This window comes from Variovorax pasteuri, from assembly GCF_051216435.1.
Lineage (GTDB): Bacteria > Pseudomonadota > Gammaproteobacteria > Burkholderiales > Burkholderiaceae_C > Variovorax.
In genome coordinates this window covers 165,364-191,545 of sequence record NZ_JBPJZS010000003.1, presented here as the reverse complement: position 1 = coordinate 191,545, position 26,182 = coordinate 165,364, and the positions used below count along the sequence as shown (strand labels likewise).

General features: G+C 67.5%; 24 protein-coding genes. 5 read left to right on the top strand and 19 right to left on the bottom strand.

The window, feature by feature from the left end; genetic code table 11:
* Positions 1–42: 42 nt before the first annotated feature.
* The 6 genes from ACSFBM_RS14395 to ACSFBM_RS14370 form a co-directional block, all read right to left on the bottom strand.
* On the bottom strand, positions 43–789 hold the full coding sequence (locus ACSFBM_RS14395) for a lysophospholipid acyltransferase family protein (protein WP_435484947.1): 747 nt from the start codon (positions 787–789) through the stop codon (positions 43–45).
* 46 nt (positions 790–835) lie between these two features.
* Positions 836–2,119, bottom strand: a complete 1,284-nt coding sequence (locus tag ACSFBM_RS14390; RefSeq protein ID WP_435484946.1) for a dihydroorotase — start codon at positions 2,117–2,119, stop codon at positions 836–838.
* Positions 2,120–2,258: 139 nt separating this feature from the next.
* Entirely contained in the window at positions 2,259–3,221 is a 963-nt protein-coding gene (locus tag ACSFBM_RS14385) for an aspartate carbamoyltransferase catalytic subunit (RefSeq protein WP_435436880.1), read from the bottom strand.
* On the bottom strand, positions 3,221–3,724 hold the full coding sequence (pyrR, locus tag ACSFBM_RS14380) for a bifunctional pyr operon transcriptional regulator/uracil phosphoribosyltransferase PyrR (RefSeq protein WP_435436879.1): 504 nt from the start codon (positions 3,722–3,724) through the stop codon (positions 3,221–3,223). The genes ACSFBM_RS14385 and pyrR overlap by 1 nt, the downstream gene beginning before the upstream one ends.
* A 124-nt stretch (positions 3,725–3,848) precedes the next feature.
* Positions 3,849–4,301 (bottom strand): Holliday junction resolvase RuvX, encoded by a 453-nt coding sequence (gene ruvX / locus ACSFBM_RS14375; RefSeq protein ID WP_435484945.1) that lies wholly within the window; start codon positions 4,299–4,301, stop codon positions 3,849–3,851.
* Between the two features lie 11 nt (positions 4,302–4,312).
* Positions 4,313–4,912 carry a YqgE/AlgH family protein gene (locus ACSFBM_RS14370; RefSeq protein WP_435484944.1) on the bottom strand — a complete coding sequence of 200 codons (600 nt, stop codon included), beginning with the start codon at positions 4,910–4,912 and terminating at the stop codon, positions 4,313–4,315.
* Between ACSFBM_RS14370 and ACSFBM_RS14365 the strand changes: the two genes are divergently transcribed.
* Entirely contained in the window at positions 4,913–6,412 is a 1,500-nt protein-coding gene (locus ACSFBM_RS14365; protein WP_435484943.1) for a cryptochrome/photolyase family protein, read from the top strand.
* Between the two features lie 102 nt (positions 6,413–6,514).
* On the opposite strand, the gene ACSFBM_RS14360 is transcribed toward ACSFBM_RS14365, so the two are convergent.
* The 6 genes from ACSFBM_RS14360 to ACSFBM_RS14335 all read right to left on the bottom strand — a co-directional run bounded on the left by ACSFBM_RS14360 (position 6,515) and on the right by ACSFBM_RS14335 (position 16,814).
* Positions 6,515–12,694 (bottom strand): hybrid sensor histidine kinase/response regulator, encoded by a 6,180-nt coding sequence (locus tag ACSFBM_RS14360; protein ID WP_435484942.1) that lies wholly within the window; start codon positions 12,692–12,694, stop codon positions 6,515–6,517.
* Positions 12,695–12,881: 187 nt separating this feature from the next.
* Complete coding sequence (locus tag ACSFBM_RS14355; RefSeq protein ID WP_435484941.1) at positions 12,882–15,200, bottom strand: methyl-accepting chemotaxis protein; 2,319 nt, start codon at positions 15,198–15,200, stop codon at positions 12,882–12,884.
* A gap of 42 nt (positions 15,201–15,242) precedes the next feature.
* The gene (locus ACSFBM_RS14350) at positions 15,243–15,776 is read right to left on the bottom strand and encodes a chemotaxis protein CheW (protein WP_435484940.1); all 534 of its coding nucleotides are present in this window, start codon (positions 15,774–15,776) and stop codon (positions 15,243–15,245) included.
* 19 nt (positions 15,777–15,795) lie between these two features.
* On the bottom strand, positions 15,796–16,161 hold the full coding sequence (locus tag ACSFBM_RS14345; RefSeq protein ID WP_435436872.1) for a response regulator: 366 nt from the start codon (positions 16,159–16,161) through the stop codon (positions 15,796–15,798).
* On the bottom strand, positions 16,161–16,559 hold the full coding sequence (locus ACSFBM_RS14340) for a response regulator (protein ID WP_081271091.1): 399 nt from the start codon (positions 16,557–16,559) through the stop codon (positions 16,161–16,163). The genes ACSFBM_RS14345 and ACSFBM_RS14340 overlap by 1 nt, the downstream gene beginning before the upstream one ends.
* Positions 16,560–16,643: 84 nt before the next feature.
* Positions 16,644–16,814 carry a rubredoxin gene (locus ACSFBM_RS14335; RefSeq protein WP_007838397.1) on the bottom strand — a complete coding sequence of 57 codons (171 nt, stop codon included), beginning with the start codon at positions 16,812–16,814 and terminating at the stop codon, positions 16,644–16,646.
* Between the two features lie 111 nt (positions 16,815–16,925).
* Here ACSFBM_RS14335 and thiD point away from each other — a divergent pair, with 111 nt between their 5' ends.
* The 3 genes from thiD (at position 16,926) to ACSFBM_RS14320 (ending at position 19,794) form a co-directional block, all read left to right on the top strand.
* Complete coding sequence (thiD, locus tag ACSFBM_RS14330; protein ID WP_435436871.1) at positions 16,926–17,891, top strand: bifunctional hydroxymethylpyrimidine kinase/phosphomethylpyrimidine kinase; 966 nt, start codon at positions 16,926–16,928, stop codon at positions 17,889–17,891.
* A 127-nt stretch (positions 17,892–18,018) separates the two neighbouring features.
* Positions 18,019–19,305 (top strand): glutamate-1-semialdehyde 2,1-aminomutase, encoded by a 1,287-nt coding sequence (hemL, locus tag ACSFBM_RS14325; RefSeq protein WP_435484939.1) that lies wholly within the window; start codon positions 18,019–18,021, stop codon positions 19,303–19,305.
* Between the two features lie 3 nt (positions 19,306–19,308).
* The gene (locus ACSFBM_RS14320; RefSeq protein ID WP_435484938.1) at positions 19,309–19,794 is read left to right on the top strand and encodes a hypothetical protein; all 486 of its coding nucleotides are present in this window, start codon (positions 19,309–19,311) and stop codon (positions 19,792–19,794) included.
* 118 nt (positions 19,795–19,912) lie between these two features.
* Here the strand turns inward: ACSFBM_RS14320 and purH are convergent, their stop codons facing one another.
* From purH to dusB, 3 genes are read right to left on the bottom strand one after another with little or no spacing between them, the layout of a single operon-like run.
* Positions 19,913–21,520 (bottom strand): bifunctional phosphoribosylaminoimidazolecarboxamide formyltransferase/IMP cyclohydrolase, encoded by a 1,608-nt coding sequence (purH, locus tag ACSFBM_RS14315; RefSeq protein ID WP_435484937.1) that lies wholly within the window; start codon positions 21,518–21,520, stop codon positions 19,913–19,915.
* 15 nt (positions 21,521–21,535) lie between these two features.
* Entirely contained in the window at positions 21,536–21,772 is a 237-nt protein-coding gene (locus ACSFBM_RS14310; RefSeq protein WP_007838304.1) for a Fis family transcriptional regulator, read from the bottom strand.
* A 20-nt stretch (positions 21,773–21,792) separates the two neighbouring features.
* Entirely contained in the window at positions 21,793–22,854 is a 1,062-nt protein-coding gene (dusB, locus tag ACSFBM_RS14305; protein WP_435484936.1) for a tRNA dihydrouridine synthase DusB, read from the bottom strand.
* Between the two features lie 183 nt (positions 22,855–23,037).
* Between dusB and ACSFBM_RS14300 the strand changes: the two genes are divergently transcribed.
* Positions 23,038–23,502, top strand: a complete 465-nt coding sequence (locus ACSFBM_RS14300) for a YqaA family protein (RefSeq protein WP_093130418.1) — start codon at positions 23,038–23,040, stop codon at positions 23,500–23,502.
* Here the strand turns inward: ACSFBM_RS14300 and ACSFBM_RS14295 are convergent, their stop codons facing one another.
* The 4 genes from ACSFBM_RS14295 to ychF form a co-directional block, all read right to left on the bottom strand.
* On the bottom strand, positions 23,503–24,177 hold the full coding sequence (locus ACSFBM_RS14295) for a glutathione S-transferase family protein (protein ID WP_435436865.1): 675 nt from the start codon (positions 24,175–24,177) through the stop codon (positions 23,503–23,505).
* Between the two features lie 97 nt (positions 24,178–24,274).
* On the bottom strand, positions 24,275–24,460 hold the full coding sequence (locus tag ACSFBM_RS14290; RefSeq protein ID WP_435436864.1) for a hypothetical protein: 186 nt from the start codon (positions 24,458–24,460) through the stop codon (positions 24,275–24,277).
* Complete coding sequence (locus ACSFBM_RS14285) at positions 24,457–24,978, bottom strand: ATPase (protein WP_435484935.1); 522 nt, start codon at positions 24,976–24,978, stop codon at positions 24,457–24,459. Before ACSFBM_RS14285 ends, ACSFBM_RS14290 begins: the two co-directional genes overlap by 4 nt.
* Before the next feature lie 23 nt (positions 24,979–25,001).
* A complete protein-coding gene (gene ychF / locus ACSFBM_RS14280; RefSeq protein ID WP_435436862.1) occupies positions 25,002–26,093 on the bottom strand; it encodes a redox-regulated ATPase YchF in 1,092 nt (363 codons plus the stop codon).
* Positions 26,094–26,182 lie beyond the last annotated feature (89 nt).

Sequence of the window (26,182 nt, the reverse complement as noted above, 5' to 3'; positions counted from 1 at the left end):
TTCAGCGCCTCTTCGGAGGCGCTTTTTTTGTCCTGACGAGGGTCAGTGCGTTTCGCGGCGCAGCTGCTGCACGTCTTCATGCAGCGACTGCGCCCACACGCGGCGCTCGCGGCCGTGCGAGTCCTGCGGTTCGCCGAAGCGCACGATGGCCAGCAGCGGCGGCGCGCGCAGCGTGTTCCACAGCGAGCCGGCCAGGCTGTCGTCGTCAATGTAGCGCGGGGCCTGGCTGGTCTCGCCGGTGGAGGCATCGGCGAAGCGCAGCGCGGCAGGGAGCACGGGCGCGCCGGACGAAATGGCCGCCTGCAGCAGGTTGGCGTGGAACGGCAGCAGGCCGCGCCCGTCGCTGGTGGTGCCTTCGGGGAACACGCCGATCAGGTCGCCGTTGCGCAGCGCCTCGGTCATGTGGTGCACCACGCGCAGCGCGTCGCGGCGGCGTTCGCGCTCGATGTAGAGCGTGCCCGAGCCGGTGGAGAGCGTGCCGATCAGCGGCCAGCCCTTGACGTCGGACTTCGACACGAAGCGCACATGGCGCGCCGCATGGATGCAGGTGATGTCGAGCCACGACAGGTGGTTGCAGATGAGCAGCACCGGCCCCTCGGGCGGCGGCGTGCCCTGCACCTTGAGCGTGATGCCCATGATCTCGAGCATGCGCTTCGACCACGCCTGCACGCGCGCATTGCGCTCCTGCTGCGGCAGGCTTGGAAAGGTGAAGCGGATGGTCCACCACCCGGCCAGTGCATGCGCCACCGCATGCAACAGGCGCCAGCAGGCTTTCAGTGAATGGACCATGGGGCGTCGTGCCTGCGTGTCGGTGAGGTGGAGGGTGGGTGCGTGTCTAGCCGTGCACCACGCGCCCGGCCACCAGCGTGTGGCGCGCGCGGCCCTGCAGCGGGTAGCCGGCGAACGGCGTGTGCTTGCCCTGGCTCTTGAGCGCGTCGGGCTGCACTTGCCATTCGAGCGCGGGGTCGAAGATGCACAGGTCGGCCACGCCGCCTTCGGCCAGGCGGCCGATGCCGGTGCCCGCGTCGGCCGCGGCGAGCAAACGCGCCGGCGCCGAGGTGATGACCTCGATGGCGCGCGCCACCCCGGCGCCGCTGCGCTCGCCCCACTGCAGCGCCAGCGGCAGCAGCAGTTCGAGCCCGGTCGCGCCCGGCTCCGCTTCGGCGAACGGCAGGGTCTTGGCGTCGGCCTCGACGGGCGTGTGGTCGGACACCAGCGCGTCGATGGTGCCGTCGGCCAGGCCGGCCGAAAGCGCGTCGCGGTCGCCCTGCTGGCGCAGCGGCGGGTTCAGGCGCGCACGGCTGTCGAAGTAGCCGATGTCGGTGTCCACGAGGTGCAGCGAGTTGATGCTGACGTCGCAGGTGAGCGGCAGGCCCTGCGCCTTGGCTTCGCGCACCAGCGCCACGCCGCGGGCGCTGGAAATGCGGCACAGGTGCACGCGCGCGCCGGTGCTCTTCATGAGCTCGACGATGGTGAAGATGGCAATGGTTTCCGCCGATACCGGCACGCCGCCCAGGCCCAGCCGCGTGGCCAGCGGCCCGCTGGCCGCGACGCCCTTGCCGAGGTCGCGGTCCTGCGGGCGCAGCCACACGGTGTAGCCGAAGGTGCTGGCGTACGACAGCGCGCGCTGCAGCACCTGCGTGTCGGCCAGCGGCACGTCGGCCTGGCTGAAGCCGATGCAGCCGGCCTCGGTGAGTTCGGCCATCTCGGTGAGCACACCGCCGGCCAGGTTGCGCGTGAGCGCGCCCAGTGGGAACAGGCGCGCGCCCTGCAGCTTCTCGGCGCGGAACTTGAGCATCTCGACCAGGCCGGGCTCGTCGAGCACGGGGTCGGTGTCGGGCGGGCAGACAAGGCTGGTGACGCCGCCGGCAATGGCCGCGGCCATTTCGCTTTCGAGCATGCCTTCGTGTTCGTAGCCGGGTTCGCGCAGGCGCGCGGCCAGGTCGACCAGGCCGGGAGCGACGATGCAGCCCGTGGCATCGATGGTGCGATCGGCCTTGAAGCCGGCCGGCGTGTTGCCGATGCCGACGATCTTTCCGTCGGCCAGGGCGATGTCGGCCTGGCTGTCGATGCCCGATGCGGGGTCGACGACGCGGCCGTTGATGATTTGGATGTTCATGCGTCTGTTCTTCCGGTGGCAGTCAGGGCCTTTTAGGGAAACACCGTGGAACCGGCTTCGCCGGGCCACTGGTGTTGCCCCCGGCAGGAGGTGGGCGAAGCGACACGAAGTGCGCGAAGACTGGGGGCGAGCAACATGTCTATGCTTCGTTGCCTGCCACGATGCTCATTACCGCCATCCGCACGGCGATGCCGAAGGTGACCTGCGGAAGGATCACGCTCTGCTTGCCGTCGACCACGGCGGAGTCGATCTCCACGCCGCGGTTGATGGGGCCTGGGTGCATCACGATGGCGTCGGGCTTGGCCAGTTGCAGCTTCTCCGGCGTGAGGCCGAAGGTCTTGAAGAACTCCTGGGACGACGGCAGCAGCGCGCCGCTCATGCGCTCGTTCTGCAGGCGCAGCATGATGACGACGTCGCAGTCCTTGATGCCCTCTTCGAGCGTGTGGCACACGCGCACGCCCATGCCGGCCATGTCGGTGGGCACCAGCGTCTTGGGGCCGACCACGCGCACTTCGGCGCAGCCCAGCGTGGTGAGGGCATGGATGTCGGAACGCGCCACGCGCGAATGCAGCACGTCGCCGACGATGGCCACCGTGAGGTTCGAGAAGTCCTTCTTGTAGTGGCGGATCGTGTACATGTCGAGCAGCCCCTGCGTGGGGTGCGCGTGGCGGCCGTCGCCGGCGTTCACCACGTGCACGTGGGGTGCCACGTGCTGCGCGATCAGGTAGGGCGCGCCCGACTCGCTGTGGCGCACCACGAACAGGTCGGCGGCCATGGCGCTCAGGTTGGCGATGGTGTCCAGCAGCGACTCGCCCTTGGTGGCCGAGGAGCGCGCGATGTCGAGGTTGATGACGTCGGCGCTCAGGCGCTTGGCCGCGATCTCGAAGGTGGTGCGGGTGCGCGTGCTGTTCTCGAAGAACAGGTTGAACACGCTCTTGCCGCGCAAGAGCGGCACCTTCTTCACCTCGCGGTCGCTCACGCTGGTGAAGTTGGCGGCGGTGTCCAGGATGTGCGTGACGATGTCCTTGGGCAGGCCCTCGATCGACAGCAGGTGGATCAGCTCGCCATGCTTGTTGAGCTGCGGGTTTCGCTTGTAGAGCATCAGTTGTTTTCCTCCACCTTGAGGCTGAAGGCGCCGTCTTCGGCGCGTGCAAGAGCGAGCAGTTGCGTGTCGGGCAGCGTGAGCGTGGTGGCGGCAAAGTCCGCGGCCACGGGCAGTTCGCGACCGCCGCGGTCCACCAGCACCGCCAGGCGCACGCAGGCCGGGCGGCCGAAGTCGAACAGCTCGTTGAGCACCGCGCGGATGGTGCGCCCGGTGTAGAGCACGTCGTCGAGCAGCAGCACGTCGGTCCCGTTCACGTCGAAGGGCAGCGCGGTCTGCGCGCTGGCCGAGAGGCCGCGGCGCGCGAAGTCGTCGCGGTGCATGGCCGAGGAAATGACGCCGGGCGCGCCGGGCAGGCCCAGGTCCTTCTGCATGCGCTCGACCAGCCAGGCACCGCCGGAGGTGATGCCCACCAGCTTGGTCTCGGGGCGCATCAGCGTCTTCACGCCGGCCAGAAGATCGAGATACAACAACTCCGCGTCGGGCACGACAGGACTCACCATGATTGCTCCAGGACAAGGCAGGGGAAAAGGAAAATTCCGGGAACACCGTGGAACCGGCTTTGCCGGGCCCCCGGTGAGGGGGAAGGAGAAGCGACACGAAGTGCGCGAAGCCTGGGGGAGAGCTTCATCCTTGGAGACTCCTCAAGAATTGCTCCAGGATGATGCAGGCCGAAGCCGCGTCGGCGTCGCGCGCACCGGAGGACAGGGCCTCGGTGGTGCTGTAGCGCTCGTCGACCTCGAACACCTGGAGATTGAAACGCCCGCGCAACTGGCGCGCGAACTTCTGCGCGCGGCGGGTGTTCTCGTGCGGGGCGCCGTCGGGGTGGTAAGGCACGCCGATCACCAGTGCGTCGGGCTGCCATTCCTTGATGCGCGCCTCGACGTGCGCAAAGCGGGCATCGCCCTCGGCCTTGATGGTGGTCTGCGGGGTGGCGGTTTGCAGCAGCCGGTTGCCGCTGGCCACGCCGGTGCGCTTCAGGCCGAAGTCGAAGGCCAGGAAGGACTGGAAATGGGCGGGAACGACGGCGGGGGCGGGAACGGCGGAGGCGACGGGAAGGGATTCGGGAACGTCAGGCATGACCACGGCGCTCACGCGTGCCCCGCGTCGGGCGAGAGCTTCCAGGCCTCCAGGCCCAGCAGCAGCAGCGCCCTGTCGTAGCGCTGCTCGACCGGCGTGTCGAAGATCACGGCCGGGTCGGCGCCCACGGTGAGCCAGCTGTTCTCGGCCAGTTCGGACTCCAGCTGGCCCTCGCCCCAGGCGGCGTAGCCCAGCGAAACCAGCACCTTGCGCGGGCCGGCGCCGGTGGCCAGGGCCTCCAGCACGTCCTTGGAGGTGGTCATTTCGAGCCCGCCGGGGATGGTCATGGTCGAGGCGTAGACCGATTCCTCGGGCTTCTCGGCCTGCGAGAAGACCGGCTCGTGCAGCACGAAGCCGCGCTCGGTCTGCACCGGGCCGCCCTGGAAGACGAGGGCCTCGCCCAGTTCGGGGCGGGACAGGTGCAGCTCGATTTTTTCGAACAGCACCTTGAGGTTGATGTCGCTGGGTTTGTTGATCACCAGGCCGAGCGCGCCGCGCTCGCTGTGTTCGCAGAGGTACACGACGCTGCGGTTGAAAGTTTTGTCTTCCATCCCGGGCATCGCTATCAAAAAGTGATGCGTGAGGTTCATCGGGGCAGAATCGGCAGCCATATGCCTCCGATTTTACTGGCCGTCGACAAGACCTATCCCAAAGGGCTCATGTGGTTCCGCCGCGACCTTCGCGTGGACGACAACGCCGCCCTCTACCGCGCCCTTCGCGCCTGCCGCCAGGTGGTGTGCGTTTTCGTCTTCGACAAGGCGATCCTGGACCTGCTGCCCAGCGCCGACCGGCGGGTCGAGTTCATCCGCGAATCGCTGGTGGCGCTCGAAGCCGAGCTGCGCGCGCTCGGCGGCGGACTGATCGTGCGGCACGCCACGGCGGCACACGAAATTCCGGCCCTGGCGCGCGAACTCGACGTGCAGGCCGTGTTCGCCAACCGCGACGACGAGCCCGAGGCGCTGGAGCGCGACGCCAAGGTGTTCGGCGCGCTGGCCAATGCCGGCGTCACCTTCCACACCTACAAGGACGCCACCGTCTTCGACCGCGACGAGGTCATGACCAAGACCGGCCAGCCGTACACGGTGTTCACGCCGTACAAGCGGGCCTGGCTGGCCAAGGTGGACTCCTTCTTCCTCAAGCCGTACCCGGTGCGCAGCCACGCCGATGCGCTGGTGCCCTCGCCCCAGGCCTACGGCGAGCCGGTGCCGACGCTGCGCGAGATCGGCTTCGAGAAGACCAACCTCTCGGCGCTGGAGATTCCCACCGGCACCCAGGGTGCGGGCGCGCTGTTCGAAGATTTTTTCGAGCGCATCGACCGCTACGACGACGCGCGCAACTTTCCGGCGGTGCGCGGGCCCAGCTACATGGGCGTGCACCTGCGCTTCGGCACGGTGTCGATCCGACAGCTGGCCAGCGTGGCGCACCAGCTCTCGCTGCAGGGCAACGCGGGGGCGGCGACGTGGCTGAGCGAGCTGATCTGGCGCGACTTCTACTTCCAGATCCTGGCGCACTTCCCGCACGTGCACGCCAACGGCGAGTCGAAGAGCTTCCGGCCCGAGTACGACAAGATCCAGTGGCACCACGGCAAGCACGCCGACCAGCTGTTCGAGGCCTGGTGCCAGGGCCGCACCGGCTACCCGCTGGTGGACGCGGCGATGCTGCAGATCAACCAGAGCGGCTACATGCACAACCGCCTGCGCATGGTGGTGGCAAGCTTCCTGTGCAAGGACCTGGGGCTGGACTGGCGACGCGGCGAGGCCTACTTCGCCACGCACCTGAACGACTTCGAGCTGGCCTCCAACAACGGCGGCTGGCAATGGGCCAGCTCCAGCGGCTGCGACGCGCAGCCCTACTTCCGCATCTTCAATCCGGTGACGCAAAGCGAGCGCTTCGACCCCGAGGGCAAGTTCATCCGCCGCTACCTCCCGCAGCTGGCGGGGCTGTCGAACGCGGCCATCCATTCGCCGTGGACGGCCTCGCCGGTGGAGCTGGCAGCGGCGGGCATCAAGCTGGGCGACACGTACCCGACCCCTGTGGTGGACCACGCCGAGGCGCGAGAGAAGACGCTGCAGCGCTACGGGGTGGCACGGGCCAAAGCCGTGCAGAAGTAGCGCGGAAGTAGCGCGCAGACGCAGTGCGCGGACGCAATCGCAGCAGCAATGACAAAGGGGCCTCGCGGCCCCTTTTGTCTGGTCAGTGCCGAACGGCCAGCGTCAGGCTGCGGCGGCCAGGGCCGGTTCGCTCGTGTACGCACGCACCAGGCGCAGCAGTTCCTCTTCCGAGTACGGCTTGCCCAGGTAGTGGTTCACGCCCAGCGTGCGCGCGTAGTCGCGGTGCTTCTCGGCGATGCGCGAGGTGATCATGATGATCGGCAGCTCGGCCAGGGCCGCGTCGGCGCGGATGTTGCGGGCCAGGTCGAAGCCGTCCATGCGCGGCATCTCGATGTCCGACAGCACCACCGCCGGGCGCTCCTGCTGCAGGCGCTCGAGCGCCTGCAGGCCGTCGGCCGCGAGCGACACGCGATAGCCTTCGCGCTGCAGCAGGCGCTGCGTGACGCGGCGCACGGTGATGGAGTCGTCCACCACCAGCACCAGCGGAACCTGCGGCACCACCGGGGCCAGGGCCACCGGCGTTTGCGGAGCATCGCCCTCGGCCGTGGCATGGGCCGGCACCGCGAGCGCGGCGGCCTGGCGCTCGCGGGCCAACTCGCCGTGCACCGCGGCCAGCGCCACCGGGTTGTAGATCAGCGCCACCGCGCCCGACGCCAGCACCGAGATGCCGGCCAGGCCGGGCAAGCGAGCGAGTTGCGGGCCGAGGTTCTTCACCACGACTTCCTGGTTGCCCAGCACTTCGTCCACGTGCAGCGCCACGCGCTGCGCCGCGCTTCGCACCACGACCAGCGTGTTGCTCCTGCTGGCCACCTGTTCGCTGCGGGTGGAGTGCTGCAGCAGCGCGCCGGCCCAGTAGAACGGCACCTGTTCGCTGCCGAAGGGATGGCTGTTCTGCTCGTAGGCCGACTGGAGGTCGGTGGCGCTCACGCGCTGCACCAGCTCCACCAGGTTCGACGGCACGCCGATCGACACCTCGCCCGCGCGCAGCATCACCACGTGCGTCACGGCGGTGGTGAGCGGCAGCACCAGCTTGAAGGTAGTGCCCTGGCCGGCGGCGCTGTGCGTTTCGATGCGTCCGCCGATCGCCGCGATCTGCGAGCGCACCACGTCCATGCCGATGCCGCGGCCAGCAAGTTCGGACACCTGGCCGGCGGTCGAGAAGCCGGGCTTGAAGATCAGCTCGGTGGCTTCTTCGGGCGACAGGTCCTGGTCGTGGCCCAGCAGGCCCAGCGTGCGGGCACGCTCGGCGATGCGTTGGTGGTCGAGGCCGGCGCCGTCGTCGCGAAAGCTCACCGAGACGTCGTTGCCTTCATGGTGCAGCTCGATGACGATCAGGCCGCTGGCGTCCTTGCCGGCCTGCTCGCGTGCCTGCGCGCTCTCGATGCCGTGCGCCACGCAGTTGCGCAGCAGGTGCTCGAAGGCGGGCGTCATGCGTTCCAGCACGCCGCGGTCCATCTCGATGGAGCCGCCGACGATGTCCAGGCGCACCTGCTTGCCGGTGTCCTTGGAAGCTTGGCGCACCACGCGGTACAGGCGGTCGGAAATGCCCTCGAACTCCACCATGCGGGTGCGCAGCAGGCCGCGCTGCAGTTCGCGCGTCTGGCGCGCCTGCACGCTGAGGTCGTCTTCCGTGGCCTGCACCGTCTTTTGCAGCGTGCGCTGCACGGTGGCCACGTCGTTCACCGACTCGGCCATCATGCGCGTGAGCTCCTGCACGCGGGTGAAGCGGTCGAACTCCAGCGGGTCGAAGCTCTGTTGCGAGTCCTTGGCTTGCGCCAGGCGGGACTGCATCTGGCTTTCGGCCTGCACTTCGATGTCGCGCAGCTGCTGGCGCAGGCGGTCCAGGTTGCCCGTGAGGTCGGCGAGCGAACCGCGCAGCTGGCCCAGTTCGGCCTCCAGGCGCGAACGCGTGATGATGACCTCGCCGGTCTGCGCGACCAGGCGGTCGAGCAGCTGGGTGCGGATGCGCACGGCCTGGCCGGTCGCGGTGCGCAGCGGCTGCAGCATGGCCGGCGCGGGACGCGGCTGCAGCATGGCCGGGGCGGCGGCATCGATGCCGGCGGCTTCGTCCGCGTCGCCGCTCAGCGGCTCGGCGGTTTCGTCGTTGGCCGGCACCGACGCGTCATGCGCCACCTGCACCAGCTGGGCGGCCGGCACGGAAGCGGTTGCCGAGGCGACGATCTGCGCCAGCTCGACCTGCGTGGCGTCGTCCGCCGCGCGCAGCGCGTCGAAAGTGGCCTGCAGGGCGTCGAGGCGCGCGAGCAGTTTTTCGATGTCGGCGCGTTCGGCGCCCTGGGAACCCAGGACTTCGATCTCGGACTCCATGCGGTGCGCACGCTCGCCAAGGCGCATGGCGCCGGCCAGGCGCGCACTGCCCTTGAGCGTGTGCAGCGTGCGCAGCACCGATGCGCGCGGTGCGCTGTCGTCGGGGTGGTGCGCCCACTGGCGCAGGGCCTCGCCCAGTTGCGGCAGCAGATCGGCGGCCTCTTCCTCGAAGATCGGGAACAGGTCGATGTCGACCGCGTCGGCCAGGTCGATGGCGTCTTCGGAATCGTCCAGCGCCACGTCGGCCACGCTGTCGTGCACCACCACCTGTTGCGGCGGCCGGACGTCGGCGCGCATGGCGATTTCGGTGGGCATCGGCGAGGCCGCGATGTCGCGCAGCGCCTGCAAGGTGCCTTCGGCCGGATCGCGCAGGAAGCCGACCGCGAACTGGTGCAGCAGGCGACGCAGTTCGTCGGCGGCGGCGACCAGCACCAGGCCCTGTTCACGCGTGCCGCTGCCTTGCATCTGCAGGTGCTGCAGCGCGGCTTCGAGCAGGCGGGCCATGCCCGACAGGCTGTGGAAGCCCACGGTGGCCGAACTGCCGGCCAGCGAATGGGCAAGCGCCACGGTCGAGTCGGGCAGGCGTTCGTGCGATTCCAGCGCCCACTCGCCCACGTCGTTCGCCAGCTGGCGCGACCATTCGTCGGCCTCGTTGAGGTAGACGTTGTAGAGCGCGATGCCGATGCGCAGCGGGCCGATGACCTTGACCTGGTCTTCGGCGCTGGCTACCACGGCGATTTCTTCCGTGACCGGCTCGGCAGGCTCGACGGGGGCGGCCGCAACGACCGGTTCGGGCGCTTCTTCGGCGACGAGGATCTGCGCCTCGACGGGCGCCGGGGGCGCCTCGAAGATGGGCACGACCACTTCGGCGACCGCTGGCGCGGGCTCCGGCTCGGGTTCCTGTTCGAACACGGCTTCAGGTACCGGCTCCGGTTCGGGTTCCGGTTCCGGCGCAATGGCCAGCAATGGCTCGGGCGTTTCTTCTACAGGCGCTTCATCGATCGCTTCGACAGGCGCTTGCACGGGCTCGTCGACCGGTGGCTGCGCGGCTTCGATGACTTCGGGCTCGGCGGCCTGCACGGGCAGCGGCTCGGGCTCCCAGTCGAAGTCGGGCAAGGCCGCCTCGGTCGGGAGGGTCGCTTCGATGACTTCGGGGGCCGCGTCGATGGGCTCAGGTTCCGGCACGGGCTGGAAGGCCACGGGCTCAGGGCGCGCGGGCTTCCTGGCGGGGGCCAGGAAATCGAACTCGTCGCCGCTCGGCAGGCTGAGCAGCGGAGCCGGTTCGGTGGTCTGCTTCGAATCGAAATCCTGGAAGTCGGTCGAGGCGAAGTCGTCGTCGGCTTCAAGCGCGGCGGACTTCTCGGGCTCCTGCCAAGCGAAGGTCTCGAACGACTCGGGCGCGGCCGGTGCGGCCGGTGCGGCAACCGGGGCGGGCGCAGGCACGTCGTCGGTCAGCGACAGATCGGGCAGGTCCGGCAAGGTGGGCAGCGGCGGCAACGAGGCCGCAGGCGCAGGCGCCGGCGTTTCCGCTGCGATATGGCGCGCGGCGACCGCCAGGGCATCCGCATCGGCCAGGCGCACCGGCGGTGGCACGGGCTCGCCGGCCAGCAGCGCGTTGGCCACGCGGCTGAATTGCGCGGCCTGCCAGCCGTGGGCTTGCCCCGAGGCGATGGCTTCGACCCACTGGCTGAAGTCCTTCAGCGTTCTTTCGGTGCCCGACAGCAGTTCCGGCGTGGCGGCGCGCTGGTCGGCCAGCCAGGTGTTGACCACCTGTTCGAGCGACCAGGCGGCGTCGCCGAAGTCGGTGAGGCCGACCATGCGCGAGCTGCCCTTGAGCGTGTGGAATGCGCGCCGCAGGATCGTGAGTTCTTCGGTGTCGTCCGGGTAGCTGGCCAGCTCGGCAATGGCGGCCAGCCCGGCTTCCACCACTTCGCGGGCTTCGTCCAGGAAGATGTTCTGCAGGTCGTCTTCTTCGAGCTCGGTGACTTCGGTGTCGGGCAGCGCCGACGGGCCGGATATCTTGTTCGTCCAGCTGTCGGCCTTGTTGCTGAACTCTTCGATCGGAGAGACCTTCGCCTTGCGGTTGGGCGTGGCCAGCGCGGCGAGCTTCGACGCGATCTGGGCGTCGACTTCCTCGATGCTGAGCACGGCGGCGGCGGCCGGGGGCTGGCTAGGTGCGGCGCTGTCGGCAGCCGTGCTGTCGGTGGACTGGCGGCCCATGAGCGGCTTGAGTTCGCCGGCTTCGGCGTCGAACACGAACAGGCGCTTGGCCAGTGCGGGCTGGTAGCCCAGCATGTCGATCAGGAAACCCAGCGCGCCCAGGTTGTTGCCCAGCGCGTCGAAACCGGCCATTTCCTCGGCCGGCGAGGCGCTGACGAGCATCGCCTCGACGTCGTCGCGCATGCGCTGCACGGTGAGCGCGGCCTGGTCGAGGCCGAGCACGGAGAACACGCCGCGCATCTGCATGAGCTGCGTGGGCACGGTGCGCAGCAGGCCCTTTTCGGCCGGCCGGCGAAAGTACTGGTCGAGCGACTTCTCGAGTTCGCTCAGGTGGCTGCGCAGCTCGTCGACCACGGTGCCCATGGTCTGGCGGTCGCTCACGCGGCGGTACAGGTCTTCCATCCACGGCTCGAGCGGCTCGGAATGGCCGCCGTCGCGCACACGTTCGATGCGCCCGGCGAGCAGCAGGGTGCGGGAGGTGAGCTGGGGGTCGCTCGGGTCGAGGTCCTCGAGCGCGGCCTCCAGGTACAGCACCGAGGTGGCGACTTCCATCGCGAGTTCGGTGCCCGGCGCCTGGCCCGAGCGCAGGGACGCTTCGACCGCGTGGGTCAGCGCCTGCACCATCGGCTGGCTCGGCGGATGCAGCTTGTGCAGGGACTCGCCCAGCTGCGCGAAGGTGTCCGCCACCTGGCGCGTGCGGGTGATGTCGCCGCCCGAAAGCGCCGACCACATTTCCTTGGCTGTCTCGATGCGCTTGCGCGCCTGTTGCAGCACCAGCGGATCGAAACGGCCGAACTGCTCGGCGTTGTAGTCGATGTGCGGCTCGCCGGCGATGCCCCAGGCGCTGCGCACGGCGCGCAGCGTGGCGGTGTCGTCGCCGTCGGCGGGCACGGCCTGCGCGCAGAAGAACAGCAGGTCCTGGCCCAGGCGGTCGGACACCACGCTGTCGCCGCGCGCGAGCGTGGCGTACTGCAGCAGCACGCGCGAGGCGGCGCGCTTCACGTAGGAATCGGGGGCGATCAGCCCGGCAGCCAGCGCTTCGAAGAAGCCGGCGGCCAGGGTCCAGAAGCTCGCGACGCGCGGCAGCAGCGCACCGCGCCCGAGCCCCAGGCACAGCGCATGCAGCCGCCGTGCGGCCTGCACGTCGCCGGTCTTGACGAGCTGCAGCACCTCGCGGTCCAGCCGCGAGCGCACGGACGGCTCATACGCGATAGCAGCCTGCGTCAGTGCAGGCTTGACCTCGACCCAGCGCCACGCGGTGCTCCACAGGTCGGCCGGGTGCACACGTTCGTTGCCGACCAGCTCCAGCACGTCGCGGTACTGGGGAAACAGCGCCACCGACGACACGGACTTGCCGGCCAGCAGGGCGTTGAGGAAATCGGTGACGGCGAAACCGGCGCGCTCGATCTTGAGCACGGCGGCGTCGGTGCAGCGCTGCGGTTCGGCAATGAAGCCCTGCACCGCGAACTCGATGGCGCCGAGCACCAGCGCGGGCGACGGGTGTCCCACCATCTGCAGCGCGCCGACGGCCTGGTGCAGTTGCAGGCGGGCCATCTGCAGCGGGCCGCTCTCGGGCTCGGCGGCGGCGCCCACGTCGCGCACGAAGCGCCGCAACGACTTGCCCACACCGTCAAGGGATTTCTGGATTTCTCCCAGCACCCAGGCCAGCGGCCCGAGGTCTTCGGTGGCCGGCACGGTGCCGGCAAGAGGGGCCGTGGCAGGGGTTTGGATCGACACGTTGGATGCTCGCCGTTCTTTAGCTGTCAGTTTTCCAATGGGCGCTGCTGCGCGCCCCGAATGCACAAAGCCATCGCGGCCACTTCATGGAACACCGCGGAACCGGCTTTGCCGGGCCGCTGGTGTTGCCCCCGGAAGGGGGTTGGCGAAGCGACACGAAGTGCGCGAAGGCTGGGGGAGAGCTTCATTACGCAATCTTGAAACGAGCCACCGAGCGGCGCAGTTCTTCAGCCATCTGCGAGAGCTCGCGCACCTGCTGGGCGGTGGTCCGCGTGCCTTCGCCGGTCTGTTCCGTCACCGCAAAAATGTGCTGGATGTTCGCTGCCACCACGTTGGCCGAATCGGCCTCGCGGGAGGCGGATTGCGAAATCTGCTCGATCAGGTCTGCCAGGCGGCGCGACACGCGGTCAATCTCGGTCAGCGCGGTACCTGCGTTGTCGGACAGCTTGGCCCCTTCGACCACACCCTGCGTGGAGCGCTCCATGGCGCCCACGGCATCCTGGGTGTCGGTCTGAATGGCTTTCACCAGCGCCGAAATCTGGCGCGTGGCGTCCGCGGAGCGTTCGGCCAGTCGCTGAACTTCTTCCGCCACCACCGAGAAGCCTCGGCCGGCTTCACCGGCGGACGCGGCCTGGATGGCGGCGTTCAGCGCCAGCACGTTGGTCTGTTCGGTAATGTCCGAGATCAGCTCGGTGATTTCGCCAATCTCTTGCGACGACTCGCCCAGGCGCTTGATCCGCTTGGAGGTTTCCTGGATCTGGTCGCGGATGGAGTTCATGCCGCCGATGGCGTTCTGCACGGCCTGCAGGCCCGAGGACGCGGCCTGCAGCGACTGGCGCGCCACCGTGGCGGACTCTTGCGCTTGCGAGGACACGCCGTTGATTCGTTCGGCCATGGTCAGCACCGACTGGCCGGTTTCCCGAATCTCGCGCAGCTGTTCGGTCGAGGCGGCCAGCAGTTCGGTCGAGGTGCTTTCCACCTGCGACGTCGTCTGCGCCACGCGGGTGGCCGTGTTCTGCACGTTGCCCACCAGCAGGCGCAGTTCTTCCACCGTGTAGTTCACCGAGTCGGCAATGGCGCCGGTGATGTCCTCGGTCACGGTGGCTTCCTGCGTCAGGTCGCCTTCGGCCACTGTCTGCAGTTCGTTCATCAGCCGAAGAATGGCGGCCTGGTTGGCGTTGTTCACGCGGCCGGCTTCGTCGGAGGCCTGTTCGGCAGCCAGACGTTCGCGTTCGGCGACGGCGGCACGTTCGCGGCCTTCGCGCACCTGCACGAAACCGATGGCGCCGGCCAGTGCCAGGGCGGCCAGCGACAGCACGAACAGCAGCACGATGGTGCCGGCGCCCAGGCCGGTGCGGGCGGAGAGCTTGTCCTGCAGGTCGCCGAGCGATTTGCGCAGGGGTTCGCTGTCGGTCAGGATCGACGCCTGCGCTTCACGCGCGGCCACCAGGCCCTGCAGGTTGCCCAGAATGGCCGAGGCCTGCGTGCGCATCTGCTCGTAGGTCTTCAGGATGGATTCGAGCTGTTCGCGCGTCTGCGGGTCGCGCGAGCCGGGGAAACGCTGCTGCGCATTGCCGTCGAGCAGGCCGCGGGTGGTTTCCTGGAAGGTGTTCAGGTCCTTGCCCAGCAGGAACACGGCGTCGGGGTTCACACCCTCGACCGTGAAGAACTCGTTGGTCGACTTGCCGATGCGCTGCGTGAGCATCACGAGCTGGCCGGCGGCCGAGATCTCGGGCAGCGTGGCGTTCTGCTGCATCTTCAGCGACGCGACGGTTTCCGTCATTTCGAGCAGCGTGGACGACTGCTGGTTGATGTCGCGCAAGGCGGCACCTACCTGGGTCAGGATCTGGCGCTGGGCCAGCACGGCCTTGGCGCTGGCGTCGGCACGGGTGACCAGAGGGTTGATCTTGTTCATCTCCTCGTCGTACTGGTTGCCCACACGTTCGAGGCGCAGCGAGTCGTCGCCGTTGGTCAGGCCCGCCACGCGGCGGGACAGGTCGTCGGAGCTTTCCTTCACTTCGACGAACGCCGAGGCGCTGCCGACGAGGGCCTGCGAGATGGACTTGGCGAGACGCTGCGATTGCATCAGCGACTGGCCGGTGGCCGCCACCTGCTGGGCGAGGCGTTCCGCGCGAAGAATGGCGGAGCCTGCCACCAGCAGCAGCAGCAGCACGACCACGGCCAGCAGGATGGCCAGGATCCGCTGCTGTTTCGCCGGGTTGGCACCCACGCTGCCGCCCGAGGCGTCGGGCGCGGGGTCGATCGCCGCGGCGGCCGGCTCGTTGGCGGCGTCGCCGCCGCCCGGCAGGTCGAGGTCGCCGAAGCTGGTGTCAGTGGGCGCGGAGGCACTGCCCTTGCTGGCGAGGCGCACGGTTTTTTCGTCCGGGACCTGGACCGTATCGACGTTGTCGATCGACAGCGTGGAACCGGAGCCGTCGACGCGGGCCTTGTCGTTGCCGTTGTTGGGGGGCAGTAATTTCTTGAACTTGTCGGCGATCGAGCTCACGGTCGGTCCTTCAGGTGGTTTCGGGTGCGGCGTGCCGAGGCACTACGCACCAATACTCAAAAACTGGGGTTGCTGCGAAAGCGCCTGCAGGTTGATTTCCTGCCAGCGCTCCCCTGCCGCGTCGGTGTACAGATGCCCGTGCCAGGCAGGTGCGTCTGCGCCCGGGGGTTCGGACGCCGTGAAGGCCTCCGCGCCCCGCAACCCCGCCAGTCGGTCGACCAGCAATGCGCAGTTGACTTCGAGCAGCTCGTTGAATGCAACGAGCCGCGACTGGATGCGCGCCGCCTCGGTGGGGGCCTGCGCGAGCGGGCCGCCGGCGGCGAAGGCCGACAGCTGCACCACGCCGTAAAGGCCGCCGCGCAGGTTGGCCACACCGAGAAACCAGGGCTCCGTGTAGGGCACGGGCTGGGGCGGCGTCCAGGGAAAGATTTCGCCGGCGTGTCCCAGCGGGAAGAGGAATTTGCCCTCACCCGCCTCGACCGCCAGCCACGTGGCGGCCACGCCCGTGGTGCGAGCAGCCTGCAGGCGGCTCGCCAGCCGGGACTGGAAGGCTCTCAGAGCATCGCGATTCGCCATGGACTCGAAGGTCTCTCGCTCAGACCAGCGCGCTGATCTTGGACATCAGATCGGCCGCGTTGACCGGCTTCACGATGTAGTCGCGTGCGCCCTGGCGCATGCCCCAGACACGGTCGGTTTCCTGGTTCTTGCTCGTGCACAGGATGATCGGGATCGCCGCGTACTTCGGGTCGCGGGCAATGGCGCGCGTGAGCTGGAAGCCGTTCTGGCCGGGCATGACCACGTCCATGAGGATCAGGTCGGGCTGCTCTTCCTCGAGGCGGCGCATGGCGTCGTCGGCGTTTTCCGCGGTCTTGACGGCAAAGCCGTTCTTCTGGAGGAGGTCGGACAGGAACATCAGTTCCGTCTTGGAGTCGTCGACGACGAGGATTTTTCGAATGGGCATCACTGCGCTTCCTGTTGAACGATGCCAAACTGCTGCACGGCCTGCAGCAGCTGGTCTTTGGTGAAGGGCTTGGTCAGGTAGTCCTGGGAGCCGACCATGCGGCCGCGCGCCTTGTCGAACACACCGTCCTTCGAGGACAGCATGACGACCGGGACGTTGGAGAAATGCGCGTTGCGCTTGATGATGGCGCAGGTCTGGTAGCCGTCGAGCCGCGGCATCAGGATGTCGCAGAAAATCAGATGCGGCTTGTGGTCGTTCACCTTGGAGAGCGCGTCGAAGCCGTCTTCCGCGAGAAGAACCTCGTGCCCGCCCTGCTTCAGAAAAATCTCGGCACTGCGCCGGATGGTGTTGCTGTCATCGATGACAAGCACCTTGTAACCTGATCCATTCGGGCCCATTGCAAACGCTCCTGCTCATGAGACTTGGAAGCCCGCCGCGCCGAACATCGACGCAGACCGCGTAGCTCTATCTATGCCATGCTTTCAGATTTCAACCATTTCGAAGTCTTCCTTGCGCGCACCGCACTCAGGACAGGTCCAGTTCATCGGAACATCAGCCCAGGCCGTGCCTGCCGCGATGCCGTCTTCCGGCACACCCACCGCTTCGTCATAGATCCACCCACAAATCAGGCACATCCAAGTTTTCGTGTTCATCGGAGCTTAAAGTCCTTGTTCATTAAATGCAACGAGTGTATCTATGCGTATCTCACTGGCCGACCGTAAACGTCGCGCCTATGCCACCATCCAGGGGATTCAGCCCGGCGTATGACCATCTACCTACTTCCAGCAGATAACGCCCGCAAACCGGGCGATCTTAACGACCCCTCGCAGGACGACGACGAGGTGTCCGAACGCGACCTGAATCCTCCCTGCGTGCTGGTGTTCAATGCGAGCGATCCGAGCGGCGCAGGGGGCCTGGGCGCCGACGCGCTGGCCATGGCGTCGGTGGGCGCACACATACTGCCTGTGGTGACGGGCGCCTACGCCCGGGACACGGCCGAGATCTTCGACCACTTTCCCTTCGACGAAGAGGCCATCGCCGAGCAGGCGCGCGCCATCCTGGAGGACGTGGAGGTGCAGCTGATCAAGGTCGGCTTCGCCGGCTCCCCCGAGGCGCTGAGCACCATCGCCGAGACCGCCGCCGACTACCCCGAGGTGCCCGTGGTGGCCTACATGCCCAACCTGTCGTGGTGGGACGAGAACCTGATCGAGCCCTACCTGGACGCGTTTCGCGAGCTGGTTTTGCCCCAGACAACAGTGTTGGTTGGAAACCACAGCACCCTGTGGCGCTGGCTGCTGCCCGACTGGAGCGGCGAGCGCCCGCCCGGCGCGCGCGACATCGCCAAGGCCGCCGGCGAGTTCGGCGTGCCCTACACGCTGGTGACCGGCCTGGTGCTGCCCGAACAGTTCATCGACAACGTGCTGGCCTCGCCGCAGTCGGTGCTGGTCAGCGAAAAGTACGAGCGGCTCGAAGCCGTGTTCGCCGGCGCCGGTGACACCCTGTCGGCCGCGCTGGCGGCCCTGCTGGCCAGCGGCACCGACCTGGTGGCCGCCACCTCCGAAGCGCTGGCCTACATGGACCGCTGCCTGGACGCGGGTTTTCGCCCCGGCATGGGCCATGTGCTGCCCGACCGCCTGTTCTGGGCCGAGCCCGAAGACGACGAAGACGATGGCGACGAACCCGATGCCCCGCAAGACTTCGCCCTGCCCCCCCACGACACCCGGCACTGAAATGTTGCTCGCCCCCCCGTCTGCCCGCACGTCGTGTCGGCTCGCCAACCCCCTGCCGGGGGCGGGCCGGCCGCTTCGGGCGGCCGCGCGCGGCGGCCCTCCCCTGAAAACCCTCCTCTTCGCTGCGATGCCTACCACTGACAACAACGACATTCTTTTCGAGCGCGCCCGCGCCGTGATTCCCGGGGGCGTGAACTCGCCCGTGCGCGCCTTCAAGGCCGTGGGCGGTACGCCCCGCTTCATCAAGCGGGCGCAAGGCGCCTACTTCTGGGACGCCAACGACAAGCGCTACATCGACTACATCGGCTCCTGGGGTCCGATGATCCTGGGCCACGGCCACCCCGCCGTGGTCGAGGCGGTGCAGAAAGCCGTGCTCGAAGGCTTCTCGTACGGCGCGCCGACCGAACGCGAGATCGAACTGGCAGAAGCCATCCTCGCGCTGGTGCCGTCCATGGAGATGGTGCGGCTCGTGAGCTCAGGCACCGAGGCCGCCATGAGCGCCCTGCGCCTGGCGCGCGGCGCCACCGGGCGCAAGAGCATCATCAAGTTCGAAGGCTGCTACCACGGCCATGCCGACGCGCTGCTGGTGAAGGCCGGCTCCGGCCTGGCCACCTTCGGCAACCCGACCTCGGCCGGCGTGCCACCCGAAGTGGTGCAGCACACGATCGTGCTCGAGTACAACAACCTGCAGCAGCTTGAAGACGCCTTCTCGCTGCACGGCAACGACATCGCCTGCCTGATGATCGAAGCCATTGCCGGCAACATGAACTTCGTGCGCGCCACGCCCGAATTCGCCCAACGCTGCCGCGAGCTCTGCACAAAGCACGGCGCGCTGCTGGTGTTCGACGAGGTGATGACCGGCTTTCGCGTGGGCCTGCACGGCGCGCAAGGCGTGCTGGGCATCAAGCCCGACCTCACGGTGCTGGGCAAGGTCATCGGCGGCGGCATGCCGCTGGCAGCCTTCGGCGGCCCGCGCGCCATCATGGAACAGCTCGCGCCGCAGGGCCCGGTCTACCAGGCCGGCACGCTGTCGGGCAACCCGGTGGCCACGGCCTGCGGCCTGGCCACGCTGAAGGAGATTGCCAAGCCCGGCTTCTACGAAGCGCTAGGCAAGAAAACGCGCTCGCTGGTCGACGGCCTGAAGGCCGCGGCGGCCGCCGAAGGCCAGCCCTTCAACGCCGACAGCGAAGGCGGCATGTTCGGCTTTTTCCTGATGAAGGACCTGCCGCAAAACTATGCCACCGTGATGACAACCGACAACGCCAGGTTCAATGCGTTGTTTCACGGTTTGCTCGATCGCGGCGTGTATATTGCCCCCGCGCTTTACGAGGCAGGCTTCGTGAGCGCAGCGCACGGGGAGGAAGATATCGCAGCCACCATAGAAGCGGCACGAGAGATTTTCAGAACGCCTTAGTCCATGAACGCCCTGCGCCTGCTGCCGGTAGCGAGTGTTGCTCTTTCCGCTCTTCTTCTACCCGGCCTGGCGCTTGCGCAGTCCGCCTTCGACCCGAAGAACATCTGGGTCAACCCCGGCTTCTATTCGGCGCACTTCGACGGCGGCAAGGGGCTGGAGAACGTCAACCAGGGCTTCGGCATCGAGTACCCGCTGAGCGACACCTACCGCGTCACGGCGGGCACCTTTCGCAACAGCGACCGCCGTCAGTCGAACTACGTCGGGCTGTACGTGCTGCCCTTCGAGTTCTACGGCGTGAAGTTCGGCGCGGTGGTGGGCGGCTTCGACGGCTACCCCAACTACCGCAACGGCAACTGGTTTCCGGCCATCCTTCCGACGGCGGCCATCGAAGGCAGGAACTGGGGCCTGAACATCGCCTACGTGCCGACCATCAAGAACCGGCTGTACGGCGCCATCACTTTCCAGCTGAAATACCGGTTCGGCGAATAGGCTCGCCCCCAGGCTACGCGCACTTCGTGTCGCTTCTCCAACCCCCTACCGGGGGCAACACCAGCGGCCCGGCAAAGCCGGTTCCGCGGTGTTCTTGAAAGAAGCCGAAGAAGCCCGTTCAATGCCGGAAGTGGCGCACGCCTGACAAGACCATCACCACGCCGCGCTCGTCGGCGGCATCGATCACTTCCTGGTCGCGCATCGAGCCGCCCGGCTGGATGACGCAGCTCGCGCCTGCATCCACCACCACGTCCAGCCCGTCGCGGAACGGGAAGAAGGCGTCGCTGGCCACGGCCGTGTCCTTCAGCGACAGGCCCGCATGCTCGGCCTTGATGCTGGCGATGCGCGCAGAGTCGAGGCGGCTCATCTGGCCGGCGCCCACGCCCATCGTCATGCCGTTGGCGCAGAACACGATCGCGTTGCTCTTCACGTACTTGGCGACCTTCCAGGCGAACAGCAGGTCTTGCAGCTGCTGCGGCGTGGGTTGCTTCTTGCTCACCACCTTGAGGTCGCTGGCCGCGAGCTCGTGGTTGTCGGCGGTCTGGATCAGCAGGCCCGATCCGACGCGCTTCACGTCCATGGCGTTGCGGCCGTTGTCCCAGTCGCTGGCGCCGCCCTTGGGCAACACGATTTCAAGCACCCGCACGTTCAGCTTGGCCTTGGTGGCCTGGAACACTTCCAGCGCCTCGGGCGTGTAGCCCGGCGCCATCAGCACTTCGACGAACTGCTTGGCGATTTCTTGCGCGGTGGCGCCGTCCACCGGGCGGTTGAAGGCGATGATGCCGCCGAAGGCCGAGGTCGGGTCGGTCTTGAAGGCCTTGCCGTAGGCCTCGGCCGCGTCCTTGCCCACCGCCACGCCGCAGGGGTTGGCGTGCTTGACGATCACGCAGGCCGGCACGTCGAAGCTCTTCACGCATTCCCACGCGGCGTCCGCGTCGGCGATGTTGTTGTAGCTGAGCTCCTTGCCCTGCAACTGCTTGGCCGACACCAGCGAGCCCGGCGCGGGGTACAGGTCGCGGTAGAACGCGGCCTGCTGGTGCGGGTTCTCGCCGTAGCGCAGGTCCTGCACCTTCACGAAGCGGCCGTTGCTTTGCGCCGGGAACAGCGAGCGCGTGGGCGCGGCCTGCCCGATGCTGGCGTCGAAGTCGATGGCCGAGAGGTAGTCGCTGATGGCGCCGTCGTAGTCGGCGATGCGGTTGAACGCAGCCACCGAGAACGCGAACTTGGTCTTGTCGCTGAGCTTGCCGCCGGCCTTCAGTTCGGCCAGCGCCACCGCGTACTGCGACGCGTCGGTCAGCACGCCCACGTCCTTCCAGTTCTTGGCCGCGCTGCGCACCATGGCCGGGCCGCCGATGTCGATGTTCTCGATGGCGTCTTCCAGCGTGCAGCCGGGCTTGGCCACGGTGGCTTCGAACGGGTACAGGTTGACCACCAGCAGGTCGATGGTGTCGATGCCGTGTTCCTTGATGGCAGCCACGTGCGCGGGCAGGTCGCGACGCGCCAGCAGGCCGCCGTGGATCTTGGGATGCAGCGTCTTCACGCGGCCGTCGAGCATTTCAGGAAAGCCGGTGTGGTCGGCAACCTCGGTCACCGGCAGGCCGGCGTCGGCCAGCAGCTTGGCGGTGCCGCCGGTGGACAGCAGCTTGATGCCCAGCGCATGCAGCGCCTGGGCGAATTCGAGAACGCCGGTCTTGTCGGAAACGGAGATGAGTGCAGTCTGAGCCATGGATGTGCCGTGGAGTTATTTCAAAAGTTTGTGTTCGACCAGCTTCTTGCGAAGGGTGTTGCGATTCAGGCCCAACCATTGCGCGGCCTTCGACTGGTTGCCTTCGGCGCGCGTCATGACGACATCGAGCAGGGGTTTCTCGACCACGCGCACGAGCATTTCGTACATGCCGTCGGGTTCGGTGCCGCGCAGATCGCGAAAGTAGCTGTCCAGACTGGTGCGCACGCAGTCCTCGATGTGTTTCTTGCTCATTGCTTTTCTTCTCTTCTCTCTCAATCGACGGCGCAAGCCGCCTCCTCTTCACCGGACAGTTCTTCGTCCGCCTCATGTTGTTCGGGCATGCGCGCCATGCGGTCCGCCAGCCCGTCGAAATAGTCGCCGACCGCGCGCAGCTGCGCCGCACAGTCTTCGATGGTGTTCATTCGCGCGCGAAACGCCTCACCGTCGGGCAAAGTCCTCACGTACCAGCCGATGTGCTTGCGCGCCGTGCGCACGCCGCTGTAGTCGCCGTACAGCGCGTAGTGCTCCACCAGATGGTCGAGCAACAGGCGGCGCACGTCCACCACGAGCGGCGGTGCACGGTGCGTGCCGGTTTCCAGGAAGTGCGCGATCTCGCCGAAGATCCACGGCCGGCCCTGCGCGGCGCGCCCGATCATCACCGCATCGGCGCCGGTGGCCGCGAGCACGTCGCGCGCTTTCTCGGGCGAACGAATGTCGCCGTTGGCCACCACCGGCACGCGCACCGCGGCCTTCACCGCCGCGATGGTGTCGTACTCGGCATGGCCCTTGTAGCCCTGCTCGCGCGTGCGGCCATGCACGGTGAGCATCTGCACGCCGGCCGATTCGAAGTCGCGCGCCAGCTTCACGGCGTTGCGGCGGTCGTGGCTCCAGCCGGTGCGCATCTTCAGCGTGACCGGCACGTTGAAAGGCTGCGCCGCATCGACCACGGCCTGCACGATTTCGAGCGCCAGCGGCTCGTCGCGCATCAGCGCCGAACCGGCCCACTTGTTGCAGACCTTCTTGGCCGGGCAGCCCATGTTGATGTCGATGATCTGCGCACCGCGCTCGATGTTGTAGACCGTGGCCTCGGCCATCATGGCCGCGTCGGTGCCGGCGATCTGCACCGCGATGGGGCCCGGCTCGCCGTCGTGGTTGGCGCGGCGCGAGGTCTTCAGCGTGCCCCAGAGTTCCTTGCGCGAGGTGACCATCTCGCTGACCGCATAGCCCGCGCCCAGTTCACGGCACAGCATGCGGAAAGGCCGGTCCGTCACGCCGGCCATGGGCGCGACGAAGAGGCGGTTTTCCAGCGTGTGGGTGCCGATCTGCAGGGTCATTGGGAAGGGGGGCGGTGCGCGTCGGCTGCTGAAAAATGAGGCACGATTGTAGCCATGCCGCGTTTCAGCGACTGAAACGATTTGCGCCGGGGTACCCGTATAAATACGGGTGCTTCGCGGGGCTTTCTCCCACGTGGATTCAACGCGGGCGCTGCCTATACTGCGCGGGCCCTACCCCACCCTATGCAAGCCTGGCTCGACTCCCTCATGGCGCTTTTGGCGCTGCCGCAATACGGTCTCTCGACGTTGTTCGTGGCCGCGTTCGTCTCCGCCACGCTGCTGCCGGTGGGCTCGGAGCCTTTTCTGTTCGGGCTGCTCAAGCTCAACCCCGACATGTTCTGGCCGGCCATCGCGGTGGCGACCGTGGGCAACACGCTGGGGGGCGCGGTCGACTGGTGGATGGGCTACGGCGCGCACAAGGTGGCGGACAAATACTCGCACTCGAAACACCATGTGCGGGTTCTGGGCTGGCTGGAGCGGCTGGGCCCGAAGGCCTGCCTGCTCAGCTGGCTGCCGCTGGTGGGCGATCCGCTGTGCGCGGTGGCGGGCTGGCTCAAGCTGCCGTTCTGGCCCTGCGTGGCCTACATGGCCATCGGGAAATTCCTGCGCTACATCACCATGACGGTGGCGCTGTTGCAGATCTTCTGATCAGCTCAGCAGCCCGTAGGGGCCGCCGCGCTCGAGCGCGCGCTTGTACGCGGGGCGCGAGTGGATGCGCTCCAGGTACGCCATCAGCTTGGGGCGCTTCGCGTCGAGCCCGCCGCGCGCCTGCGAGGCTTCCACCGGGAAGCTCATCTGGATGTCGGCGCCGCTGAATTCGTCGCCGGCAAACCATTCGCTCTTGCCAAGCTCGGCTTCCATGAAGTTCAGGTGCCCCGTGATGTTCGGGTTGATGAACGCGCCCTTGGCCTTGGCCGCGATGGCCTTGGCGATCGGCTTTGCGAAGAACGGCATCTTGGCGGTCTCGATGCGGTCGAACACCAGCTTCAGCAGCAGCGGCGACATGGCCGTGCCTTCGGCGAAGTGCAGCCAGTAGCGGTAGCGCAGCGCCTCGGGCGTGCCGGCGGCAGGCGCGAGCCGGCCGCTGCCGTAGCGCTCGATGACCGTCTCGATGATCGCGCCCGATTCCGCGAGCGTGAGTCCGTCGTCCGTCGTGACCACGGGCGACTTGCCCAGCGGATGAACGGCCCGCAGCGAAGCGGGCGCCAACATGGTTTGCGAATCGCGCTGGTAGTGGACGATCTCGTAGGGCAGGTCGAGCTCTTCGAGCAGCCAGAGCACACGCTGCGAGCGCGAGTTGTTGAGGTGGTGGACGGTGAGCATGGGGGCGGGCCTTGTGGAGGAGGAATCGCGAGATTCGGGCGCGCGCAGTCTACCCAACAAACAAGCATGGGCGCCTCCTCGGACGCCCGCACCGGCGTTACTTCACGCCGGCCTTGCGCAGCTCCTCGGCCGTGATGCGAACCGGCTTCCCGCCCCGCTGCACCACGATGGCGGTGTTGGTGCGCACTGCGGCTTCGCGCGCCTGCTGCGCTGCGCGCCGGATCGCGATCAGTGAAGCGGCCAGATCCTTGTCCTTGGCTTGCACGAGTTCTTCATCGGTCACGGTGCTTCTCCCCATTCAATGAGCGTCGGCTCTTCGCCAGCGTTGTCGTACAGCGCCCAGGCATCCACGGCACCGCGGTAGCGTTCGTCGAAATTTCGACGTCCCGCTTCGAAGCGTCGGCGAATCACATCCTCAGGGATGTGATGGCCGCCCTGTCGTACACGTTCGGCCACGCGCGCAACAGCAAATTCCGCGGTCGGAAGCGCCAGAAAGAAAAGACTCACGTGGTAGCCGGCCTTGCGCCATTCGCCGAGGTGGCGCAGGTAGCCCAGCCCCGACAGCGTGGTCTCGAAGGCGAAGCTCTCCCGGCGCCGAACGCATGCAGCAATCTCGTCCAGCATCAGCCGGCCAGCCTTGATCGCTTCGGCCTCCGGCGCGAAGGGCGACAGCCCCGCAGCGATGAGGTCGGCATTGATGAATCGCTGGGTCTGCGCTTCCTGCGGGAGAAAAGCGCGGGCAAAAGTGGTTTTACCCGCGCCGTTGGGGCCCGCGATGACGACGATCTTCGGATAACTCATCAACGGGGCATTTCCTCAGGATCTCAGGAACTGAACAGGAAGTTCATCACGTCGCCATCCTTCACGACGTATTCCTTGCCTTCCGAGCGCATCTTCCCCGCGTCCTTGGCGCCCTGCTCGCCCTTGAAGGCGATGTAGTCCTCGAACGCGATGGTCTGGGCGCGGATGTAGCCCTTCTCAAAGTCGCCGTGGATCACGCCGGCCGCCTGCGGGCCGGTGTCGCCGATGTGGATGGTCCAGGCGCGCACTTCCTTCACCCCGGCGGTGAAGTAGGTCTGCAGGCCCAGCAGCTTGTAGGCCGCGCGGATCAGGCGGTTCAGGCCCGGCTCTTCCTGGCCAATTTCGGCGAGGAACATCTTCTTGTCCTCGTCGTCCATCTCGGACAGGTCGGCCTCGATCTTGGCGCAGATGGCGACCACGGGCGCGCCCTGCTTGGTGGCGTACTCGCGCAGGCGGTCGAGGTAGGGGTTGTTCTCGAAGCCGTCCTCGGCCACGTTGCCCACGAACATCGCGGGCTTGGCGGTGATCAGCGTGAACGACTTCACCAGCGGCAGCTCTTCCTTGGTGAAGGAAAGCGCGCGCACCGGGATGTTCTCGTTGAGCGAAGCCTGGCAGCGCTCGAGCAGGGCGACCAGCTTTTGCGCTTCCTTGTCGCCGGAACGCGCGACCTTGGTGTGGCGGTGCAGCGCCTTCTCGACCGTGGCCAGGTCGGCCAGGCAGAGTTCGGTCTGGATCACCTCGATGTCGGAGATCGGGTCGACCTTGCCGGCCACGTGGATCACGTTCTCGTCGTCGAAGCAGCGCACCACGTTCACCGTGGCATCGGTCTCGCGGATGTGCGCGAGAAACTTGTTGCCCAGGCCTTCGCCGGTGCTGGCACCGGCCACCAGGCCGGCGATGTCGACGAACTCGACGATGGCGGGCACCACGCGCTCGGGCGTGACGATCTCGCTCAGCGCGGCCAGCCGCGGATCGGGCACTTCCACCACGCCCACGTTGGGCTCGATGGTGCAGAAGGGATAGTTTTCCGCTGCGATACCGGCCTTGGTCAGCGCATTGAAAAGGGTGGATTTACCGACGTTGGGCAGGCCGACGATGCCGCATTGCAAACTCATGGGAGGTCCTCTTGGGTAACCGGCGATTTTAGGCGAGCATGGCTGCATGCCCACCCGGCAGGTCTTGGAACCGCTGTCACCCGCTCCCA

Excerpts from the sequence above, each read along its gene's own strand:
- ACSFBM_RS14395 (WP_435484947.1), bottom strand. The coding sequence starts at position 789 with ATGGTCCATTCACTGAAAGCCTGCTGGCGCCTGTTGCATGCGGTGGCG.
- thiD (WP_435436871.1), top strand. The coding sequence starts at position 16,926 with ATGACCATCTACCTACTTCCAGCAGATAACGCCCGCAAACCGGGCGAT.
- ACSFBM_RS14295 (WP_435436865.1), bottom strand. The coding sequence starts at position 24,177 with ATGCTCACCGTCCACCACCTCAACAACTCGCGCTCGCAGCGTGTGCTC.
- purH (WP_435484937.1), bottom strand. The coding sequence starts at position 21,520 with ATGGCTCAGACTGCACTCATCTCCGTTTCCGACAAGACCGGCGTTCTC.
- ACSFBM_RS14350 (WP_435484940.1), bottom strand. The coding sequence starts at position 15,776 with ATGGCGAATCGCGATGCTCTGAGAGCCTTCCAGTCCCGGCTGGCGAGC.
- hemL (WP_435484939.1), top strand. The coding sequence starts at position 18,019 with ATGCCTACCACTGACAACAACGACATTCTTTTCGAGCGCGCCCGCGCC.
- ACSFBM_RS14320 (WP_435484938.1), top strand. The coding sequence starts at position 19,309 with ATGAACGCCCTGCGCCTGCTGCCGGTAGCGAGTGTTGCTCTTTCCGCT.
- ACSFBM_RS14335 (WP_007838397.1), bottom strand. The coding sequence starts at position 16,814 with ATGAACACGAAAACTTGGATGTGCCTGATTTGTGGGTGGATCTATGAC.
- pyrR (WP_435436879.1), bottom strand. The coding sequence starts at position 3,724 with ATGGTGAGTCCTGTCGTGCCCGACGCGGAGTTGTTGTATCTCGATCTT.
- dusB (WP_435484936.1), bottom strand. The coding sequence starts at position 22,854 with ATGACCCTGCAGATCGGCACCCACACGCTGGAAAACCGCCTCTTCGTC.
- ACSFBM_RS14300 (WP_093130418.1), top strand. The coding sequence starts at position 23,038 with ATGCAAGCCTGGCTCGACTCCCTCATGGCGCTTTTGGCGCTGCCGCAA.
- ACSFBM_RS14310 (WP_007838304.1), bottom strand. The coding sequence starts at position 21,772 with ATGAGCAAGAAACACATCGAGGACTGCGTGCGCACCAGTCTGGACAGC.
- ychF (WP_435436862.1), bottom strand. The coding sequence starts at position 26,093 with ATGAGTTTGCAATGCGGCATCGTCGGCCTGCCCAACGTCGGTAAATCC.
- ACSFBM_RS14345 (WP_435436872.1), bottom strand. The coding sequence starts at position 16,161 with ATGCCCATTCGAAAAATCCTCGTCGTCGACGACTCCAAGACGGAACTG.
- ruvX (WP_435484945.1), bottom strand. The coding sequence starts at position 4,301 with ATGCCTGACGTTCCCGAATCCCTTCCCGTCGCCTCCGCCGTTCCCGCC.
- ACSFBM_RS14385 (WP_435436880.1), bottom strand. The coding sequence starts at position 3,221 with ATGCTCTACAAGCGAAACCCGCAGCTCAACAAGCATGGCGAGCTGATC.
- ACSFBM_RS14285 (WP_435484935.1), bottom strand. The coding sequence starts at position 24,978 with ATGAGTTATCCGAAGATCGTCGTCATCGCGGGCCCCAACGGCGCGGGT.
- ACSFBM_RS14365 (WP_435484943.1), top strand. The coding sequence starts at position 4,913 with ATGCCTCCGATTTTACTGGCCGTCGACAAGACCTATCCCAAAGGGCTC.
- ACSFBM_RS14340 (WP_081271091.1), bottom strand. The coding sequence starts at position 16,559 with ATGGGCCCGAATGGATCAGGTTACAAGGTGCTTGTCATCGATGACAGC.
- ACSFBM_RS14370 (WP_435484944.1), bottom strand. The coding sequence starts at position 4,912 with ATGGCTGCCGATTCTGCCCCGATGAACCTCACGCATCACTTTTTGATA.
- ACSFBM_RS14390 (WP_435484946.1), bottom strand. The coding sequence starts at position 2,119 with ATGAACATCCAAATCATCAACGGCCGCGTCGTCGACCCCGCATCGGGC.